The sequence below is a fragment of the Pseudomonas sp. GM41(2012) genome (genome assembly GCF_000282315.2).
Taxonomy (GTDB): Bacteria; Pseudomonadota; Gammaproteobacteria; order Pseudomonadales; family Pseudomonadaceae; genus Aquipseudomonas.
Genome location: NZ_AKJN02000007.1, coordinates 1,152,925 through 1,171,392, shown reverse-complemented (window position 1 = coordinate 1,171,392; position 18,468 = coordinate 1,152,925). Strand labels below are relative to the sequence as shown.

General features: G+C 59.3%; 18 protein-coding genes and 2 pseudogenes. 8 read left to right on the top strand and 12 right to left on the bottom strand.

Going from position 1 to position 18,468, the window contains the following annotated elements:
• Positions 1–10: 10 nt before the first annotated feature.
• Positions 11–652, bottom strand: a complete 642-nt coding sequence (locus PMI27_RS09245; RefSeq protein ID WP_008153445.1) for a LysE family translocator — start codon at positions 650–652, stop codon at positions 11–13.
• 150 nt (positions 653–802) lie between these two features.
• Between PMI27_RS09245 and PMI27_RS09250 the strand changes: the two genes are divergently transcribed.
• Both PMI27_RS09250 and PMI27_RS09255 read left to right on the top strand, forming a co-directional pair.
• On the top strand, positions 803–1,612 hold the full coding sequence (locus PMI27_RS09250) for an AraC family transcriptional regulator (RefSeq protein WP_008153447.1): 810 nt from the start codon (positions 803–805) through the stop codon (positions 1,610–1,612).
• A gap of 76 nt (positions 1,613–1,688) precedes the next feature.
• On the top strand, positions 1,689–2,057 hold the full coding sequence (locus tag PMI27_RS09255) for a cupin domain-containing protein (protein ID WP_008153448.1): 369 nt from the start codon (positions 1,689–1,691) through the stop codon (positions 2,055–2,057).
• 12 nt (positions 2,058–2,069) lie between these two features.
• On the opposite strand, the gene PMI27_RS09260 is transcribed toward PMI27_RS09255, so the two are convergent.
• From PMI27_RS09260 to PMI27_RS32135, 9 genes and pseudogenes are all read right to left on the bottom strand, one after another.
• Positions 2,070–2,669, bottom strand: coding sequence for a flavin reductase family protein (locus PMI27_RS09260; protein WP_008153450.1), 600 nt, complete (start codon positions 2,667–2,669; stop codon positions 2,070–2,072).
• A 57-nt stretch (positions 2,670–2,726) separates the two neighbouring features.
• Positions 2,727–3,164: pseudogene (locus tag PMI27_RS32525) on the bottom strand (methyl-accepting chemotaxis protein); the annotation flags it as partial.
• A 102-nt stretch (positions 3,165–3,266) separates the two neighbouring features.
• Positions 3,267–3,953: pseudogene (locus tag PMI27_RS32520) on the bottom strand (PAS domain-containing protein); the annotation flags it as partial.
• 261 nt (positions 3,954–4,214) lie between these two features.
• Positions 4,215–4,508 carry a hypothetical protein gene (locus tag PMI27_RS32140; RefSeq protein ID WP_238545910.1) on the bottom strand — a complete coding sequence of 98 codons (294 nt, stop codon included), beginning with the start codon at positions 4,506–4,508 and terminating at the stop codon, positions 4,215–4,217.
• Positions 4,472–5,344, bottom strand: a complete 873-nt coding sequence (locus tag PMI27_RS0229650) for a SoxR reducing system RseC family protein (protein ID WP_008153453.1) — start codon at positions 5,342–5,344, stop codon at positions 4,472–4,474. Before PMI27_RS0229650 ends, PMI27_RS32140 begins: the two co-directional genes overlap by 37 nt.
• The gene (locus PMI27_RS0229645) at positions 5,328–5,741 is read right to left on the bottom strand and encodes a hypothetical protein (protein ID WP_033053416.1); all 414 of its coding nucleotides are present in this window, start codon (positions 5,739–5,741) and stop codon (positions 5,328–5,330) included. The genes PMI27_RS0229650 and PMI27_RS0229645 overlap by 17 nt, the downstream gene beginning before the upstream one ends.
• Positions 5,742–5,790: 49 nt before the next feature.
• Complete coding sequence (locus PMI27_RS09270) at positions 5,791–6,540, bottom strand: hypothetical protein (protein WP_238545909.1); 750 nt, start codon at positions 6,538–6,540, stop codon at positions 5,791–5,793.
• 364 nt (positions 6,541–6,904) lie between these two features.
• Positions 6,905–10,537 (bottom strand): toxin VasX, encoded by a 3,633-nt coding sequence (locus PMI27_RS09275; protein WP_008153455.1) that lies wholly within the window; start codon positions 10,535–10,537, stop codon positions 6,905–6,907.
• Complete coding sequence (locus PMI27_RS32135) at positions 10,534–10,722, bottom strand: hypothetical protein (protein WP_008153460.1); 189 nt, start codon at positions 10,720–10,722, stop codon at positions 10,534–10,536. Before PMI27_RS32135 ends, PMI27_RS09275 begins: the two co-directional genes overlap by 4 nt.
• Before the next feature lie 489 nt (positions 10,723–11,211).
• Between PMI27_RS32135 and PMI27_RS09285 the strand changes: the two genes are divergently transcribed.
• On the top strand, positions 11,212–11,607 hold the full coding sequence (locus tag PMI27_RS09285; RefSeq protein WP_008153462.1) for a DUF6124 family protein: 396 nt from the start codon (positions 11,212–11,214) through the stop codon (positions 11,605–11,607).
• Positions 11,608–11,697: 90 nt separating this feature from the next.
• Here PMI27_RS09285 and PMI27_RS09290 read toward each other — a convergent pair whose 3' ends face one another.
• Positions 11,698–13,041, bottom strand: coding sequence for an MFS transporter (locus PMI27_RS09290; RefSeq protein ID WP_008153463.1), 1,344 nt, complete (start codon positions 13,039–13,041; stop codon positions 11,698–11,700).
• Between the two features lie 201 nt (positions 13,042–13,242).
• On the opposite strand from PMI27_RS09290, the gene PMI27_RS09295 reads away from it, so the two are divergent.
• The 4 genes from PMI27_RS09295 (at position 13,243) to PMI27_RS09310 (ending at position 17,224) form a co-directional block, all read left to right on the top strand.
• Positions 13,243–14,661: a short-chain fatty acid transporter gene (locus PMI27_RS09295; RefSeq protein WP_008153464.1), complete on the top strand. Its 1,419-nt coding sequence runs from the start codon at positions 13,243–13,245 to the stop codon at positions 14,659–14,661.
• Positions 14,662–14,875: 214 nt separating this feature from the next.
• Positions 14,876–15,196: a hypothetical protein gene (locus tag PMI27_RS09300; RefSeq protein WP_008153466.1), complete on the top strand. Its 321-nt coding sequence runs from the start codon at positions 14,876–14,878 to the stop codon at positions 15,194–15,196.
• A 185-nt stretch (positions 15,197–15,381) separates the two neighbouring features.
• Positions 15,382–16,554, top strand: coding sequence for a hypothetical protein (locus tag PMI27_RS09305; protein ID WP_008153467.1), 1,173 nt, complete (start codon positions 15,382–15,384; stop codon positions 16,552–16,554).
• Between the two features lie 145 nt (positions 16,555–16,699).
• Entirely contained in the window at positions 16,700–17,224 is a 525-nt protein-coding gene (locus PMI27_RS09310) for an SET domain-containing protein-lysine N-methyltransferase (RefSeq protein ID WP_024164585.1), read from the top strand.
• 6 nt (positions 17,225–17,230) lie between these two features.
• On the opposite strand, the gene can is transcribed toward PMI27_RS09310, so the two are convergent.
• Positions 17,231–17,875 (bottom strand): carbonate dehydratase, encoded by a 645-nt coding sequence (can, locus tag PMI27_RS09315; RefSeq protein WP_008145531.1) that lies wholly within the window; start codon positions 17,873–17,875, stop codon positions 17,231–17,233.
• 152 nt (positions 17,876–18,027) lie between these two features.
• On the opposite strand from can, the gene PMI27_RS09320 reads away from it, so the two are divergent.
• On the top strand, positions 18,028–18,432 hold the full coding sequence (locus tag PMI27_RS09320; protein ID WP_008145532.1) for a hypothetical protein: 405 nt from the start codon (positions 18,028–18,030) through the stop codon (positions 18,430–18,432).
• The last annotated feature ends 36 nt before the right edge of the window (positions 18,433–18,468 follow it).

Below are 18,468 nucleotides of genomic sequence, written 5' to 3'. Positions count from 1 at the left end.
TCAGAACTCCTCAACGATTGGCCACCAGATGCGCGCCGAACAACAGATAGCAACTGCCGGCGAAGCGATCCAGCCATTTACGCGAACGATCATAAGCACCCGCGACCCGACGGCTGGCAAACAGCAGCGCCACGCTGCAATACCAACTGAATGACAAGGTCGCCATGGTCAGCACGGCCAGCGCCAGCAACATCGGTGGCGGCGAGGCCGGCATGGCCGTGGCGAAAATCGTTGCGACGAACAGCGCGGCCTTGGGGTTGGTCATGTTGCCCACAAAGCCCCGGCCATAAGCCGATAGCAGCGTGCGACCGGCGACATTCAGCGAGCCGTTATCGCCCGGCACACTCGGTGGTTTGCGCTTGAACTGCTTCAAACCCAGATAGATCAGGTAACAACCGCCGGCAATCTTGAAGCTCAGGTAGAGCGTCGGCGCAGCGCTGAACAGCGATTTGATGCCCAGGCCACCCGCCAACCCCCAAAGCACCGTGCCCGTGGCCACGCCGAGTGCGGCGACGACCCCGTGGCGCCGGGAGCAACTGGCAGCCAATTGCGCGGTGTTGAAGAAGTTCGGCCCCGGCGTCACCACCGCAACCGTCCACAACAGCGCCAATGACAACAACGGAGCGACGTAGCTCAGGTGGGATATTTCCATGATGTGGGGCGCCTTCTTGGCTTAGAAAATATGCAACACCTTGCAACATTAGTCGGGGATTTTCTACCAGCTGGGAGATTCGATCGGCAGCAGACAGGCGGTTCGTGAGTGGGGTAACGTGTTCAGCATCGAGTTCAAGGCAACACCTCCATGGCCAAGCAAACGCCCGCTATCGACTGGTTCCACCGCGCGCCCGACGTTGGCGGGCTTCAACGTTTCGAGGCGTTTTTTGCAGGCCACGGCTACGACCTTCACCGCCACGACACCTACGCCATCGGCCATACCCTGGCCGGTGTGCAGAGTTTTCAGTACCGCGGTGGCTGGCGCCACAGTCTGCCGGGCGGGACCATGGTGCTGCATCCGGACGAAGTTCACGATGGCGAAGCCGGCACCGAGACCGGGTTCCAGTACCGAATGATGTACATCGAACCGGCGCTGATCCAGCAGATGCTCGGCGGGCAGCCGTTGCCGTTTATCAAGACCGGCCTGTCAGCCGATCCACGTTTGTTCGCCACCACCGCCGTGCTGCTGCGAAGCCTCGATTGTCCCCTCGAGCCTCTGGAAGAGCAGGATGCGCTGTTCGATCTGGCCCAAGCCTTGAACAGCGTTTCCGGCGTACCTGCCACCCGCCAGAGCTTCGACTACGTGGCCGCCGAACGCGCTCGGGAGTTCATCCACAGCGCGCTGGATCGCACCGTGACGCTGGAAGAACTGGCGCAACACAGCGGTCGCGATCGCTGGAGTCTGTCGCGGGATTTTCGCCTGTTGTTCGGCACCAGCCCTTATCGATACCTGACCATGCGCCGCCTCGACCTGGTCCGCTCGCTGCTGATCCAGGGCCAGTCACTGGTCAGCGCCGCGCTGATCGCCGGCTTCACCGATCAAAGCCACATGACCCGGCAGTTCAGCAAAACCTACGGCTTGTCGCCGGCCCGCTGGATGAAAATGCACCGCCGTTGAGCCACGCACAATCGTTCAAGAAGCACACCGATGCGCCGGCTATCGTGGATCTACGATCAACCATGAGAGCTGCTTCATGAAAGCTTACGAAAGCCTGAATTTCGCTGAAAAAATCGCCAGGATCGGCCCGTACTGGACGCCCAGGGTCATCGCCGAAATGAACGACTACCAGTTCAAGGTGGTGAAGCTGCTGGGGGATTTCATTTGGCACGATCACCCTGATACCGACGAAACCTTCATCGTCCTTGAAGGACAACTGCGTATCGACTTTCGCGATGGCCACGTGCTGGTGAACGCCGGCGAAATGTATGTGGTGTCAAAAGGTGTCGAGCACAAACCGTTCGCCGAGCAGGAGGTGAAACTCCTGCTGATCGAGCCCAAGGGTGTGCTGAACACGGGTAACGAAGGTGGCGAGCGTACTGCACAGAATGACGTCTGGGTGTGAAAGGCCGGCGGCTTACGGCTGCAAGGTTTTGCCGTCCACTGGATCGCCGATTTTCAGGAAATGTCCGCCCGCCACATGGTGCAAGGTGCGCAACGCGTCTTGCCCTTCGAAGTGCCAGCGACCGTCACTGAACACCCGCTCGTCTGCCTGAGCGGCAATCACTTCGGCCAGGAACAGATCGTACTGCTGGTGATTGCTTGGCTCCGGCAGCAGTCGGCATTCCAGCCAGGCAACGCAGCCTTCGAGCATCGGCGCATCGATCAATTCAGCGCTGAACGTCGGCAAACCATAGACCTGGAACTTGTCCCGGCCTTGGTCCCGGGTCAATTCCAGGCCGGACGTCGAACCCACGGTCTGGACGATATCGGCCTGGGCGGCGCAGGGAACATTCAACACAAACGTGCCCGAAGCCTCCAGCAATTGCCGTGTCCAGGTGGACTTGTCCAGCACCACGGCAATTTTCGGCGGCTCGAAATCCAGCGGCATGGCCCAGGCCGCCGCCATGATGTTGCGCTGGCCGTCATGAGCCGCGCTGACCAGCACGGTCGGGCCGTGATTGAGCAGACGATACGCCTTGGCCAAGGGAACCGGACGGCGGTGAGAAACGCTCATGATGGCTGCTCCTGGGGAAAACGCCGATTGTAGCGATTTACGCCGCGATGGCAGGCATCAAGTCGCCAACTGATTGGCAAACTGCCCGACTGCGTTCACCACTTTCTGTGCACCGTCCTGAATCTCGACAATCACCGTCCCCGCCTCTGCCGCCAGCGCCAGCCCCTGTTCAGCCTGGAGTTTGCCCTCGGTCATCAGCGCCACGGCGTTGCGCGCCATGTCCTGGTTCTGCCGCACCACGCCGACAATCTCATCGGTTGCCTGGCTGGTGCGCGAAGCCAATTGCCGGACCTCATCCGCCACCACCGCGAAACCACGCCCCTGTTCCCCGGCCCGAGCCGCTTCGATGGCTGCGTTGAGCGCCAGCAGGTTGGTCTGTTCGGCAATCCCGCTGATGGTTTTGACGATCGTGCCGATCACCAGCGACTGCTCGTTCAGCGCTTCGATGCCTTCGCCGGCGGTCTGCATGTGCGTGGCCAGGTTACGCATCACATTGACCGCCTGAGTCACCACCGCGTTACCGCGCTGCGCGCTGCTGTCGGTTTGCTGCGAGGTGCTGTAGGCAATGTTGGCCGCTTCGGCGACGGCTTGCTCCTGATTGACTTGATCGGTAATCACCGTGGCGAACTTCACCACTTTGTAGAGCTTGTTGTTGGCATCGACCACCGGGTTGTAGGAAGCCTCCAGCCAGACCACACGACCGTGGCTGTCGATGCGTTTGAAGCGCCCGGCGACGAACTCGCCTGCATTCAAGCGGCGCCAGAAATCCTGATACCCGGCGCTGTTGGCTTCTTCGGGTTCGCAGAAGGTGCGGTGATGTTTGCCCTTGATTTGCGCCAGGCTGTAACCCATGCCGCTGAGGAACCGGTCGTTGGCTGCCAAAACATTGCCATTGAGGTCGAACTCGATCACTGCCGTGGAGCGCACAAGCGCGCCGATCAGGTTCTCATGCTCACGAGACGCCTCGATGGTGCGGGTCAGGTCACTGGAGTAAATCGAGAAGTGTTTGATCCGGCCGTCCGCAGACCGAACCGGCTGCACGATCGAGCGCAGCCAGGCTTCCTGACCATTGCCACGCAACAAGCGCACCGTGCCGGCAAAGTGCTCGCCACGGGTCAGTGCGGCCTTGAAGCGCTGGTGGAATTCGTCCGACTTCACATGGGTCGGGACGATGTCTTCGATGTGTCGCTCTATCAGGTCGCTGCTTTTGTAGAGCATCTCACCCATGAAGTTCTGGTTGATCGATTGAATCCGCCCATCGGCATCGAGGGTCAGGACTAGCATCTCGCTTTCCAGACTTTCCTTCACTTGCTGGAGGCTGGAGAGTTCTTCGCGAAGAGCCGACAGCTCCTGCTTCAAGCGTTTATTGAACATGGGATACACCGATGGACAGGGATAGAAAGCGGTATGCAGCCTAACCATCGGCCTTGGGGATATTTTCTGAAGAGTGTTTCAGGGTTGTCCTACAAAAATAGTTAGGCATGTTGATGCGCGTCTTGTCGCCAGTCCGGTCCTGAACACGCCCTGAGTTCATGGGGGAAATACTCATACGGAATGTTTGCCACCGGAATTCAAGCGCTGCACTTCAGCAAAGATCTCGGTAATCGGTCGGCGAGGTTGGCGTTTATGCAGGGCGCGAACCTGTGCGCTGAGGCGCAGCAGCTCTTCACTTGGTTTGGCCCATTGTTCCTTTGGCAACGGCGCGGACCATTGGCGCATCACTTCAGGCATGGCCTGCGGGGCCATTTTCTGGAGGCGGCGGACTTCCCATTCGGTCAGGTGGTTGGGAATCGTCCACAGGGTCATGACGTGGTAGAGGTACCAGAAGAAGCCGGACACTCGACCACGTTGGCCGTCGCGGATTTGCTGATGCATGCGTGCGCGGGCGTTGTGGAAGGTGTGCAGGCCTTCGTGGGGCGGATCGTCGGGGCCTTGCAGGTCTTGCGGGGCTTGGATGGATTTGAGGTCGTGGATTTCGTATTCCATGTAGCCGCGATGGCTTCCCAATGGCTGATGGCCAGGGAAAGACCGAAGCAGGGAAATTCGACGCTGGTCAGAGTCTCGCCGTGCTGGAAACCGATGCCCATGCCGTATTGGCGGTGGATGCCGTATTGGGTGGCGCCTTGGGCTTCGATGACCCAGGCGGATAAAGATTCCCAAGGGACGAAGACAGGTTCGGTGGTGTCTTCGGGCATGAAGCAGACTTCGCGGCGTTGGCGGTTGAAGCGGGTGGGAATGATAGCGGCGCGTTTGTTGTGATAGTGGAGCCAAGTGAAGAAGAGGATGGCTAGAGCAGAGAAGCCGGTTATCAGGGCTAGTCCGTAGGACGCATGGAAGATCCCTTCGATGGAATCTCTAGTATCTTCCCAGCTATATCCAAGTACGAGTCCAAGGAAGCCGCCAATTAGCGGAAAGAGGAAGGCGATCATGAAGGTACCACTGAACGGTAATCCTAATACGACCTGCCATGAAAACACCTGCGGTGAACCCAAGCCAAAGTCCATGAACACCTCATTCAGATCCCCGATATGCGGACCGTGCGGTGGCAGCGCTGTCGGTAGTGGCAACGGCGCGAGATAAGTGATTTTCCCACTTGGAAACGGTTCAACGTCTCCGGCACTTCGGGATTGCTCAAGTTGTGGCGCGGGCATCGGGATATCAATCTTGTTGGGCATGGTCAGCCAACTCCAGCAAATGGGCCTCAACCAGCAACAACGGTGGATGCTCGGTAACGGATTGAGGGGCTAACGCCGGAAAGCGGCCGTCACCCCGAGGGTTCAGGCGAATGACCCGAATGCGAGAAACCCACGCGCCCTTGGCGTTCAAGCTCTGGATACAGACTGCCAGCTCCAACGTTTCAGACGCTGGGGTAAATTCGGCATCAGGTTCCACGGGAAATTGCAGGCATATCACCAGCCGGTCAGGTCCTGTTTGCACGATGCGCAGGCTGTTTGCGACTTCCTCACTGATGACGTCCTTGCGCTCGCGCGGTACTCCACGATTGTGGAGTGGCACGGAAAGACGGTGGGCGCCGATCCCCAGGCGATGAGTCGCTTTGCCACTCTGGATCAATTCCGGGTGTTTTTCCTGATAGTCGAGCAGGGTTTACGGCTGTAACAGCTCATGCGCGACGTTTGTCGGTCGGATTCGCGCGCTGTACCACGGCAAAAATTTCGGTGATCGGGCGTCGCGGTTGACGTTTGTGCAGGGCGCGGACCTGTGCGCTAAGGCGCAGCAGCTCTTCACTGGGCTTCACCCATTGTTCCTTCGGCAACGGCTCGGACCATTGCCGCATCGCTTCAGGCATGGCCTGCGGGGCCAGCTTCTGGAGGCGGCGGACTTCCCATTCGGTCAGGCGATTGGGAATCGTCCACAGGGTCATCACGTGGTACAGGTACCAGAAGAACCCGGACACTCGACCACGTTGGCCGTCGCGGATTTGCTGGTGCATGCGTGCGCGGGCGTTGTGGAAGGTGTGCAGGCCTTCGTGAGGCGGGTCGTTCGGGCCTTGCAGATCTTGCGGGTCCTGGATGGATTTGAGGTCGTGGATTTCGTATTCCATGTAGCCGCGAATCGCTTCCCAATGGCTGATAGCGATGGGCAGGCCGAAGCAGGGAAATTCGACGCTGGTCAGAGTCTCGCCGTGCTGGAAACCGATGCCCATGCCGTATTGGCGGTGGATGCCGTATTGGGTGGCGCCTTGGGCTTCGATGATCCAGGCGGAGAGGGATTCCCAAGGGACGAACACGGGTTCGGTGGCGTCTTCGGGCATGAAGCAGACTTCGCGGCGTTGGCGGTTGAAGCGGGTTGGGATGATAGCAGCGCGTTTGTTGTGGTTGTGGTGCCAGACGCCGAGGCCGATTGCCAGCATGGAAAATCCGGTAACCAAGGCATATCCATAGATGGCGAAGAATAAATCAACGACAAATTCCCATGTGTATGCGAAGTCATATCCGAACATAAGCCCCATGCAGCCAATTGCTGGCGGGATTAGGAACGTGATCATGAAGGCTCCACTGAATGGTAAGCCTAGAGTCATTTGCCACATAAAGACTTGCGGTGATCCCAGTCCGAAGTCCATGTACACCTCATTTAACTCCCCTATGTGAGGGCCATGCGGCGGCAGCGCTGTCGGCAGTGGCAACGGTGCAAGGTAGGTAATCTTCCCACTGGCAAATGGTTCGACGTCGCCGGCTTTGCGGGATTGCTCAAGCTGCGGCGCGGGCATCGGGATATCAAGGTTGGTGGGCATGGTCGGCCAACTCCAGCAAATGGGTTTCAACCAGCAACAGCGGCGGATGCTCGGTAACGGAGTTAGAAGGTAGTGCAGGGAAATGGCTTTCGGTCCGAGGGTTCAGGCGAATGACCCGAATGCGAGAAACCCACGCGCCCTTGGCGTTCAAGGTCTGGATACAGACCGCCAATTCCAGTGTTTCGGACGCTGGGGTGAATTCGGCGTCGGGATCTACTGGATATTGCAGGCATAACACCAGCCGGTCGGGTCCTGTTTGCACGATGCGCAGGCTGTTCGCGACTTCCTCACTGATGACGTCCTTGCGCTCGCGCGGAACTCCACGACTGTGGAGCGGCACGGAAAGACGCTGGGCGCCGATCCCCAAGCGATGAGCCGGTTGACCGCTCAGGGGCGGCTGAAAATCATTGAGCTTGAGCCCTGGCAGCACCAGATGGATGTCTTTGGGCTTGGCCTTTAACAGCAGGTCTTTCAGCCAGGTGTCATGCTTGTTCGGACCGAGTTGGACATATGGAGCATGAAGCAAATAGGCCAGATAGCTTTGATACTCATCCAGGGTATGGTCACCGCGTTCATCCGCATCCAGGCTCCAGGGCGTAGTTTTCAGCCACTTATCGTGGGCGCTGAGGTTGTAGCGGTTGTACAGCCAAGTGCCACCCAGTTCCAGCACGGTGAACAGGGCGCCAGCCAGGTTGAAGCGGAAGAACACGGTGGAGAGACGGGTACCCGCGGCAGCCCAGGCGGCGGTTCTTGCGGCAGTGTTTTTTGCCATCAGTACGGTGGAACCCGCGTGTAAGGTGTGACCAAAGCCATAGGCATTGACGGTCGTCATGCCGGCCGCCCCCGCTGTCGCGAGCGCTGCACTATTCTGTGCAGCAGCATTCCCGCTCCGCGTCGCCTGTTGCCAATTCTGGTGGTGGTTGATAAGGCTGACCATTGAAGACGCAAAACCTAAAACGTAGGTAAAGCCACCCAAACCAACATGCATCTTGCCCATTTGCACATGCACATTTTGCAAAGCATGGTGCTGAAGACCCGCAACGAGCACAGCGCTACGCGCCTTCAACGCCGTATCAGCCAGACTTTGCGCCGCGGTGAATCCTGCCGCCCCCGTCGCAAAACTCGCACCAATCAACGGCTCCAACTTACGCTTGTCTCGTGATTGGTTAAACGTTTCCCTTATGACCGAAACCAAATTCACCCCCTGCACCAAAAACACCAACAACCCCATTCCCTCGCTCCGAATCAACTTCGCATTCGGCACCGAGCCAACCCCCAGCCGAATGTCCTTCAACAAACTCCGCACCTCCAACTGCTGCGCCGGTGGAAACACCAGCGTCACCCCCGCGCGAGCCGGCGTCGCGCCGTACAGGCGCGCCGACTGATCCGGCAGTTCGGCAATCGGGCTCAGCGCCCCGGCCAACCGGCCTTCCAGTTGCGTCAACTGCCCGCGCACCCGCACGATCTCGCCCTGCAATTCCACCGCCCTCGGCGTTTTATGCCCTGCCCGGTTTTTGTTGTGGGTAATCTGGCTACGTTCACGAGTCAGGGTTTTCAGGTAATCGCGCTCCTTGAGCAGTTCCTTGAGGTTGGTTTGCAGCGCCGCGTGTTCCGCCGGGCTGGCAACAGTAAAGGTCACCCCGGTGGTTTTCGCCGCATCGAGGATCCGTGGCGACAAGGCTTTGGGCAGGCGTCGGAACAGTTCGTGGAGGTCGGGGATTTTCTCTCCCGCCAGGTCGAACCCTTCCAACGCCCGGCTCAGGCCCAGGTTCAGCGCCGGGCTGAGGCTGTGCTGGGCCGCGTCCGCAACGGCGCGGGTGTGCTCGGGCAGATCGTCGAGCGCCGGCAGGTGCGGCTGTTCGATTTTCTGTAACTCGCCCAACCAGTGCGGCAGGTTGTTGAACACCCCCATGCCGGCGTTGAACAACGTGGCGTATTGCGCGGCCCGTTCTGGCTGCAGACGCAGGGGCAAGGTGTAGAACAGCGGCCGGGTCAGTTCCGGGTGTTTTTCCAGATAACCGAGCAGAACTTCGCTCGCGTGGTCACTGCGGCAGATGTCCTTGAGGCAGGCGTATTCGGCGGTGAAGGCCTGGTGGAGTTGCTGTTGATTCTGCGCGTCGTAATACCAGGCCGAGCGATGGAAGCGACCGGCACCCACCAGCATCGTGCGGTCAGCGGTGATGCGTTCGAGCAAGCGGTTCCAGCGGCCAAGGTCGTCGCGGTGCTGAAACAGTGCGCTGTCCATGGCCGGCCGATCGATGAAATCGTTGACCCCGCGTTTGCCACTGAAATAGGAACCTTCGAGCACATCGACGATGCGTTGGTTTTGCTCTTGGCCGAGTTTGATCAAGGTATCGAGGTGACGTTCGACGAAATCGTCGGGGGCGACCTTGAAATGTTGGCGCGTGTAGTAACGCCGGTCGGCCTCGTCACTGGCGCGGCTGTGGGCGGTGAAGTCGGGGGTAGCGCCCTGGTACTTGGCGAATTTGAACGCTTCGGCATGCGCTTCTTTACGCGCCTGCTCCAGTGCCGGGGGCACGGGAGCGTCCGGCGACTCGACCTTGCCGCCCTTGTTCAGGTAATCCAGCAAGGCTTTGCGGGTGTGCTCGCGATCCGGTTCGGGCAATTGTTCCAGATCGCCAAAAAGCGCCTGGACTCGCGGATCGTCGCTGGCGTCGGCCAGATTGCCGGTATCCGCGGGACTGAGCAGGCTCAAAGATTCGATATAGCAAGCCAGCAAATAATTACGTTCGTTGTTATCGGCATTGCTCCAGTCGTCGACCCAGCCGACCACGGTGTCTTGATAGTCAGCCAGATCGCGCAACACGCCGAGGTCGTCGTGCACCACGAGGAACAACGTGTCGTCCTGATAAGCCGGGCGCACCCGTCCGAGCAACTCGCCGATGTGCGCCTCGCGAAAGCGCCGCGGCTGCTCCCACAGATAGGGTTCACGTTCGTGCGCGGGGGCATCGCTGACGTGCAACGTCGGCATCAGAACGGCGTCCAGTGGCGACGCCGCTTCCAGGTCGGCGCGGTCTTTTGCGACTTGTGCCTGCCGGGCCGGAACCGTCGCAATCTCTGCCAGCCACTGTTTGCCTTGCGCGACCGTCAGCAGGTGTTCGCCACCGGTTTGGCAATGCACCGGGCCGAGGTCGACGGCCTGCATGAAGTGGTCACGCTCGGCTCGGCTGTCGAGCACTTGCGTGCATTTGGCCGCCGTCCACTGCACTTCGGCGAAGCTCACATGCAAGGTGCTGCGTCTTGAAAACACCAGTGCCGGACGCTCTTCGATGGGCGTGCGCTGATCGCCATCGAGCTTGGCGCCCTTGTGCAACAAGGCGCTGATCAATCCGTTGAGCACTTGGTATTCATGCAGGTGGCCGGTCACGCTGTCGATGACGTACAACCAGCCATCGCGCAGCAGGCGAATGCCCAGCGGGCGGGTCGTCAGGGCATACGGCAGCTTCAGTTCGGCACTCGGATCGAGGGGCTTTTCCACCAGCCCGTAACGCAAGGGCAACAACTGCACATGAGTTTGCCGCAGAGGGCAGGCACCCAGAGAGCCGATGGGGGATTTGGAGGCCGCCGCTGCGGCGAGGTTCGCAGGGTGGGTCATGGACGCCCCCGTTGGCTGGCCCAGTGCGGGGCCAGGTCAGCGGCCAGCGCGATGCGCTCGCCGGGGGATTGCAGCGATGGTGTAGGGAGCGTTGGGGTGATGCGCGTGGGCTGATTGAGTACCTGAATGTCGCAGGAAAAATCAGCGGCGCGTCTGAAAATGACGTGGTTGGCAGCGCTGTGCATCCACATATCCCTGTGTCTTTTAAAGACACGGGACTTTGCGTGGATCTACGAATTGGCGCAGTCAGACGAATCGATATTTAGCGTAGGACGCATCCGTTAAGCCGAATGTTGTCAAATATCGTTTCCTGCCAACAACACCGCGCGACGGCGCTTGTTTAAAACGGCGCATGGTTACTTCCTGCAAGCTACAACTCCTTGCGTCGTTGCCTACGGCTACGCCAGAATCTGCCGGCTTGTGCGCCTTAGCCTTGGCCTCTATCGTTTCCCTGCCACTGCCTATCAGTGGTCGGGTTTAGTCGCCCGCCGATGTCAAGACGCACGGTGTCTCTATCATTCAGGTATCTCTTGCCTGTACTTGATGGTGGCTGTGCGCAGGGCGCTTCGGCGCGCCGATTTCTTGGCTCATCGGTCGACTAACCTGTGCACAGCCGCCACCCCTACGTTTAGTCGCGAACGGGTCGTGGCCTCACTCATATGAGGATTGAGCCAATGTTCAAGGTCACACCAAATCCGCCGGAAACCGATCCGGCATCGCCCTACGAATCACTCGACTCCAACAAGCTCCACGAAGCCGCCGAACGCGCCCTCGACCATCACTTCCCACCCACCGAAAAGAAACCACCAAAACGTAACGGCCAGCTCTTCAGCGTCTGCCCGGGTATCAACCCTGAAACCCTTCTCGCCAATGCCTCGGAAGATTTGCTGTCCATCAGCGCCATCGCCGCCAACCTCGCCGACGATGTGGACGGTTCCCGCCGCTCTGTCGCCTTGGCACTCAGTCGCATGGCTGACGGGGTGCATTTGTTGGTGGAGCGAATGCTGGATCATCTGGATGAACCCGAGATAGCGGCGATTTTTGCCAAGCAACAAAGCCGCGTCATCTAATCCGCCACCCCATAAAAAAATGGGCACCCAACCTGGTTGGCGTGCCCATTCTTTTTTCCGCTCCCCCGCTACGCGGGATATGGATGCCTGTTACGGATTAACGCAGTCTTTCAACGATTTGCCCTGGCTTGAAGCCACGCTGCGGCTCCCGATATTAGGCAGCCGCGCTCCAAAATACGCGGCACAACTCACACCCACTGCCCCCATCACCGCGCTGAAGATCACACAGACCCATGGGCTCCACGGCATCAGACCGATCAGCAACAACGGTGTGATACTCGCCCAGACGGCGTAGGCAATGTTGTAGGTGAAGGAAATCCCCGAGACACGAATCCGCGCCGGGAACAGGCTGACCATCACCGACGGCACCGCACCGACCACCCCGCAACAGAGACCGGCCACCGCGTACGCCAGACCGATCCAGCTGCCACCGATGATCAGGCAGGTATAGAGCACGCCGATGCCCAATGGCAGCAGCAGGCTATAGAGCATCACCGTGCGCCAGGCGCCAATGCGGTCGACCAGCAGCCCGGCGAGAACGCAGCCGATATTCAGAAAAACAATGCCCAAGGCACTCAGGCCGAAGGTGTGACTGGCGGTCATACCGAAGGTTTTCTGCATCATGGTCGGGGTGATCACCACGAACACCACCACCGCCGAGGTCAGTACGCAGGTGAGGATCATCGCCGGCAGCATGGCCAGACGGTGTTCACGCAAGACCGTGCGCAGCGGCAGTTCGACGGCCGCATCACGTTGGGCCTGCATGGCCATGAACACCGGGGTTTCGCTGAGCCAGCGGCGTAGCCAGACGCCAATTACGCCGAACACACCGCCCAGCAGGAACGGGTAACGCCAGGCGTAATCAAGGATTTCTGCCGGAGTGAACGCCTGTGCCAGAAACGTCGCCGTCAGTGCACCTATCAGGTAACCAAACGTCAGCCCGGCCTGCAGGAAACCCAGGGCATAACCGCGATGCCCGACCGGTGCATGCTCGGCGACGAACACCCAGGCACTCGGCACTTCGCCGCCCACCGCCGCGCCCTGGAGAATTCGCAGGGCCAACAGCAGCAGCGGTGCGAAATACCCGATCTGCGCGTAGGTCGGCATGATGCCGATCAGCAGGCACGGCAGCGCCATCATCAGGATGCTGAGGCTGAAGACCTTCTTGCGGCCCAGTCGGTCGGCGAAATGCGCCATCAGAATCCCGCCCAACGGCCGCGCCAGATAACCGGTAGCGAAGATCCCGAAGCTTTGCAGCAGTCGCAGCCACTCAGGCATTTCCGGTGGGAAGAACAGCTGGCTGAGGGTCAGGGCGAAAAATACGAAAATGATGAAATCGTAGATTTCCAGCGCGCCGCCAAGGGCCGCAAGGCCGAGGGTCTTGTAATCCGAGCGGGTGAACGGCGCCGGAGGCGAGTGGGTGTTGGCAGTCATGAAAAGAACTCTGGCATAGGCAAAAAACCAAGGCGCCCATGGTCTACGCAAACGCGCCAACGGACAACCCGTTAGACCAAAGTCCTAGACGCGTAAAACTTGGTCACAAAATAGAACCGATTGTTTTACTGTTGGCACCTGTCTAGACAGGCCTTCGTGGCCCCAAAGACCACAACAAACATAAAAATTCGAGGTACACCCGTGGCCGCTGATATCGAAGATACCCGCTCCGCCCGCTTTGCCCTGCGCTGCTCAAGTTTTGCCGAACGCTGGTTCCCTGACTCCTGGGTGTTTGCCGCACTGGCGGTGATTATCGTCGCCGTGGCCACCCTGTTCATGGGCGCCAAACCCACTGACGCCGCCATGGCCTTCGGTGACGGCTTCTGGAGCCTGATCCCGTTCACCATGCAGATGGCTTTCGTGGTGATCGGCGGTTATGTGGTTGCCAGCTCTCCGCCGGCGGTGAAACTGATCGACCGGCTGGCGCGAATCCCGAAAAACGGCCGCTCGGCCGTGGCCTGGGTTGCGTTGATCTCCATGGTCGCTTCGCTGCTGAACTGGGGGCTGTCGCTGGTGTTTGGCGGTTTGCTGGTGCGCGCCCTCGCCCGCCGTACCGATCTGAAAATGGATTACCGCGCTGCCGGTGCTGCCGCCTATCTGGGTCTCGGCGCGGTATGGGCCTTGGGCCTTTCCTCGTCCGCTGCGCAATTGCAGGCCAACCCGGCCAGCCTGCCGCCGTCGATTCTGTCGATCACCGGGGTGATTCCTTTCACGCAAACGATCTTTCTCTGGCAGTCCGGGGTGATGTTGCTGGCGCTGATCGTGATCTCGCTGGTCATTGCCTACGCCACCGCACCCGGCCCGAACTCGGCACGTGATGCCAAAGCCTGCGGCATCGATCCGAGCTTTAACCTGCCGCCGTTGCAACCGCGCACCCGACCCGGCGAATGGCTGGAGCACAGCCCGCTGCTGACGATTTTGCTGGTGCTGCTGGCGGCCGGATGGCTGTTCCACGAGTTCTCGACCAAACCGGCGATCAGTGCGATTTCCGGGCTGAACACCTACAACTTCCTGTTCATCATGCTCGGTGCCCTGCTGCACTGGCGCCCGCGCAGCTTCCTTGACGCTGTGTCCCGCGCGGTACCGACCACCACGGGCGTACTGATTCAGTTCCCGCTGTACGGCTCGATCGCCGCGCTGATGACTACCGTCAAAGGGACTGACGCTCAGACGCTGGCTCACCACATCTCGACCTTTTTCGTACAAATCGCGTCCCATGACACCTACGCGCTGCTGATGGGCGTGTACTCGGCGATCCTCGGTTTCTTCATCCCGTCCGGCGGGGGCAAATGGATCATCGAAGCGCCGTACGTCATGCAAGTGGCCACCGACCTGAACTACCACCTGGGCTGGGCCGTGCAGATCTACAACGCCGCCGAAGCCCTGCCGAACCTGATCAACCCGTTCTACATGCTGCCGCTGCTGGGTGTGCTCGGGTTGAAGGCGCGGGACTTGATCGGGTTTTCGTTCGTGCAACTGCTGGTGCACACGCCGCTGGTGCTGTTTCTGCTGTGGGCGTTAGGGACGACGCTGATGTATACGGCACCGGTCATGCCGTAACACGTCAGTGATTGCACCTGCTGCGGGCAGGTGCAATCAGTTCACCCTGCTTGAGCATGAAACAAAGGCCTGGATTTATCCTACAAACAGGCTCGATTGCGCCTGACATAAAACCCGGAGAGTTCTTATCTCCAACCTATAAATCGCTGAGTAAACTCCGACGGCTCACACACTTTTCAAAGCAAGACAGCACTGACCAAGGATGAAAAAACACATGTCTTTAATATCGAAAACGCTGGAAGAGATGATCAACGAGATTTACCAGGACGGTAGGGTTTCAGTCGTTGAATACAAAAAGCTGCGTGATGATGCAGATCGTCGTATGGACGCTGTCGTCCGCGAGTTCGGCCAGCACAACAATTTGACCGCCCTTCAAAAAGCGATGGACGTAGTCATGCAATTAACGCAAACGTCCATCATTGATGCCAAAAAAGCCAAACTGACCGATACAGGAGAGGCCATCGTCAAGGATGCCGTATTTGCACAGGTCGAGTACTTGCGCGCCGGTACTCATCTGGCACTAAAGCTGTTGTAACGCTTCAACCTCCGTCCGGCCCATAGACATCAAGCCCGGGCCGGGCTCCATAACCGAGAGTTCCTGGCATCCATACCGCAGGCTCTACGCAAAAAAACTACACGCAACCACTGTTCTGTGTAACGCCGCTGATCCAGTATGGCGCGTACCCCAATTAACGGGACCACGCTGAAAAGGATCTGAGCATGTTCAAACTCGCAGGATTCACCCTCGCGGCCCTCACCCTGAGCGCCGCCGCCCATGCCGATGTCGACCTGAAGCTGGGCAGTACAGAACGCGTCACCCGCCTGTTCGCTTACCCCAACAACTGCAACGTGATCTGCTTTCGCAACTGGACGCTGGAGCAAACAGTCGAGCATTACCTGACTCAAAGCGTGCAGCGCGATGGTTACAGCACCGCGAAAGTGCTGGTCAAAACCGATAACAATCAGCTCTACGCCGAAATCAGCGGCGTGCCCCATGGCTATGAAAAACCGTTGGCGGCGTTGCTCGATGCCGGTGATCTGGCCTATACCGGCGCCAGCAAGCTGAATGCCGATGGCAAGTGGGCTTACAGCTGGTATCTGTTCCTGCCACTGGGCATGGCTCTGGAAAACCGCAAAAGCGTTGAACTGCTGCACTTCCCACCTGACTATTCGTTGACCCAGGCTCAGGATTACCTGCGATCCGCCACCACCGATCGCTGGGCTACGCTGCTGACTGTCAACGGCATTCCTGCCGCTCAGACGCCGGGCTACCAGACCATCATCGACATTGCACCGATTGCCGCGCCGTCCAGCGCGGGCAAGGATCTGGAAGGCGTCTACGACTACTTCAAGGACTACCAGACCACGATGGTCAAGCAACTCAGCCAGAACGCCAGCGGTGCGGCGTTGCCGATGGTCGCCTTTGGCGCGCCGGTGCGTAACTGGATCAAGCAGCAATACGGGCCGACCGTGAACGTACTGAGCCTGGTCAGCATCAGTCCGAGCGACGGGGTGAAAGTGCCAGTGCTGGGTTCCAACCACCCAAGCTACATTTGGTATGCCGCCGACCCGGAAAGCTATACCGGCAAAGATGCCCAGGCCAAGGCCGACGCGGCTGGCCTTAAAGTCATGGGGCAGGATTTGAGTGCCGCGTGCTGGCAGGCCGCCATGGGCCGCCAACCGGACACTAATCCCGACATTGAACTGAGAAGTTGCACCCAAAACTGGCAAGTGGCCCAGGCAGAAAAAACCTGCGAGCTGTTCTACACCTCGATTCGCAACCTGACACCCGAAAACGCCGTGGCCAAGTGCGCGACGGCACCGATCAAATCTCAGCTCAAACAGCTGAAAGCCCCGTTACCCGCGACTGCGATCCCTGCCTCGCCCCTGTAAAACGATGAACGGCGGGTCTACTGTCATAACTGACAGTAGACCCGCCGTTTCATTTGCGAGAGGCTTGAATCGCACCCATGTGTTGCAGAGCTGACAGGATCGTTAGCTGATGGAGGTCGCAGCACCCAAGCCAACAAGGATCGTTATGAAAACCCACGCCCCGCACGAGACGCTTGCACAACCTCCCGATGGGATTTATCCATTTGCGGAGCTGCCCGTTCGCCTTGGATTCCCCTCCAGGGCCGACTTCGAGATTATCGACAACAGCCACGGATCCGCGGCAGCCGTCGCAGTACTCCGGGACTTTCCACGCATCAGCCGAATTTGTCGGGCGTCGGGGCACCTGCTGCCTTATCGCTGTCGGCATACCCGGCAACTGGCCCGTGACATTCATGTCTACGACCCGCGCTTCTGCGGGCTGCTGCGACACTCCTGCGACCCAAACGTATTTCTCGACATGAGCGAGCTGTGGTTGTGGGCGCTGAAGGACATCAAAAAAGGCGATCGACTGACGATGGACTACGCCACCACCGAAGACAAACTCATGCGTCAGTTCGCCTGCCAGTGTGGCTCGTTCGACTGCCGTGGCTGGATCACCGGCTACGATGAACCGCCGAACGCCGACGGCCAGTTGTTTCTGCAACACTGGCGCCGGCGAAGTCTATGCTGAAGGGCGTTACAACGCCTCGACCGGACGCAGACGGTATTGCGGCGGCAATTGCTCGAAACCGCTGATGGTGGCGTTCAGGCTTTTCCAGCGACCGTCCTTGATGCCATAGATGCAGCCGTGAACCGACAGGCTTTGCCCGCGGTGCCAGGCGTTTTGCACAATGCTGGTGTGCCCGACGTTGGCCACTTGCTGGATCACGTTGTATTCGCAGAGACGGTCGACCCGCTCTTCTTCAGTGGGCAATTTGGCGAGCTCTTCGCGTTTTTCATAATAGAGATCGCGAATCGAGCGCAGCCAGCCGTCGATCAGGCCCAGCTGACGGTCCTGCATTGAGGCGCGCACGCCGCCGCAGCCATAGTGGCCGGTAACGAGGATGTGTTTGACCTTCAGCACGTCGACCGCGTACTGAATCACCGACAGGCAGTTGAGGTCGGTGTGCAGCACTACGTTGGCCACATTGCGGTGTACAAACAGATCGCCGGGCAGCATGCCGACGATCTCGTTCGCCGGCACCCGGGCGTCGGAGCAACCGATCCACAGGTATTCCGGGGTTTGCTGACGGGCCAGCTTGGCGAAGAAATCAGGATCTTCTTTGGTGATCGCGTCAGCCCAGCGCTCGTTGTTATCAATCAGATCTTGTAATTCGTTCATGCAATGAAGCCTCGAGAATGATGCGCTTCTATGACAGACAACCCTCTGTCGGGGTCACGCACCAGATGCAGATACCCGGTTTTCCATGCCGGAGGAATTCTCAGCAGCCCAGGGGGTCCACCGTAGTAAGGCCTACAGTATGAGGAATTACCATGACTGAATCACGACGTCCGTACGATGCGGTGCAACCCGAGCCCATCGATGACAACGAAGACCGCATGGGTTCGATGCATGAGCTGGATTTCGACGAGGAAGAACCCAGTGCCAAAATCGGCGACGAGCTGACGCAATCAGAGCGTGAACGCCTGATGCCTCGCGAACGCGTACGTGAAGCCGGCATGACCGGGGCCTCGACCGATGACCATGAGCCCACCGACGACGACATGAGCCCGGAAACCCTGATCCGTGAAGACGGCGCACGGGACGCTCACGAAGCGGGTGAAGGTGGCCAGGCCGATTGGGATTTGAGCATTGTCGATGAAGACGATATTGGCGGGGGGAATGGGCTGGATGAAGAGGAACTGGCGCGGCGGGATCCGATGGACGGTAATCGTTGATCTGTGGCGCCTGACAGTACGCCATCGCGGGCAAGT

Coding starts and splice junctions, on each gene's coding strand:
- PMI27_RS09245 (WP_008153445.1), bottom strand. CDS start 652: ATGGAAATATCCCACCTGAGCTACGTCGCTCCGTTGTTGTCATTGGCG.
- PMI27_RS09250 (WP_008153447.1), top strand. CDS start 803: ATGGCCAAGCAAACGCCCGCTATCGACTGGTTCCACCGCGCGCCCGAC.
- PMI27_RS09255 (WP_008153448.1), top strand. CDS start 1,689: ATGAAAGCTTACGAAAGCCTGAATTTCGCTGAAAAAATCGCCAGGATC.
- PMI27_RS09260 (WP_008153450.1), bottom strand. CDS start 2,669: ATGAGCGTTTCTCACCGCCGTCCGGTTCCCTTGGCCAAGGCGTATCGT.
- PMI27_RS0229650 (WP_008153453.1), bottom strand. CDS start 5,344: ATGCCCAACAAGATTGATATCCCGATGCCCGCGCCACAACTTGAGCAA.
- PMI27_RS09270 (WP_238545909.1), bottom strand. CDS start 6,540: ATGCTGGCAATCGGCCTCGGCGTCTGGCACCACAACCACAACAAACGC.
- PMI27_RS09275 (WP_008153455.1), bottom strand. CDS start 10,537: ATGACCCACCCTGCGAACCTCGCCGCAGCGGCGGCCTCCAAATCCCCC.
- PMI27_RS32135 (WP_008153460.1), bottom strand. CDS start 10,722: ATGCACAGCGCTGCCAACCACGTCATTTTCAGACGCGCCGCTGATTTT.
- PMI27_RS09285 (WP_008153462.1), top strand. CDS start 11,212: ATGTTCAAGGTCACACCAAATCCGCCGGAAACCGATCCGGCATCGCCC.
- PMI27_RS09290 (WP_008153463.1), bottom strand. CDS start 13,041: ATGACTGCCAACACCCACTCGCCTCCGGCGCCGTTCACCCGCTCGGAT.
- PMI27_RS09300 (WP_008153466.1), top strand. CDS start 14,876: ATGTCTTTAATATCGAAAACGCTGGAAGAGATGATCAACGAGATTTAC.
- PMI27_RS09305 (WP_008153467.1), top strand. CDS start 15,382: ATGTTCAAACTCGCAGGATTCACCCTCGCGGCCCTCACCCTGAGCGCC.
- PMI27_RS09310 (WP_024164585.1), top strand. CDS start 16,700: ATGAAAACCCACGCCCCGCACGAGACGCTTGCACAACCTCCCGATGGG.
- can (WP_008145531.1), bottom strand. CDS start 17,875: ATGAACGAATTACAAGATCTGATTGATAACAACGAGCGCTGGGCTGAC.
- PMI27_RS09320 (WP_008145532.1), top strand. CDS start 18,028: ATGACTGAATCACGACGTCCGTACGATGCGGTGCAACCCGAGCCCATC.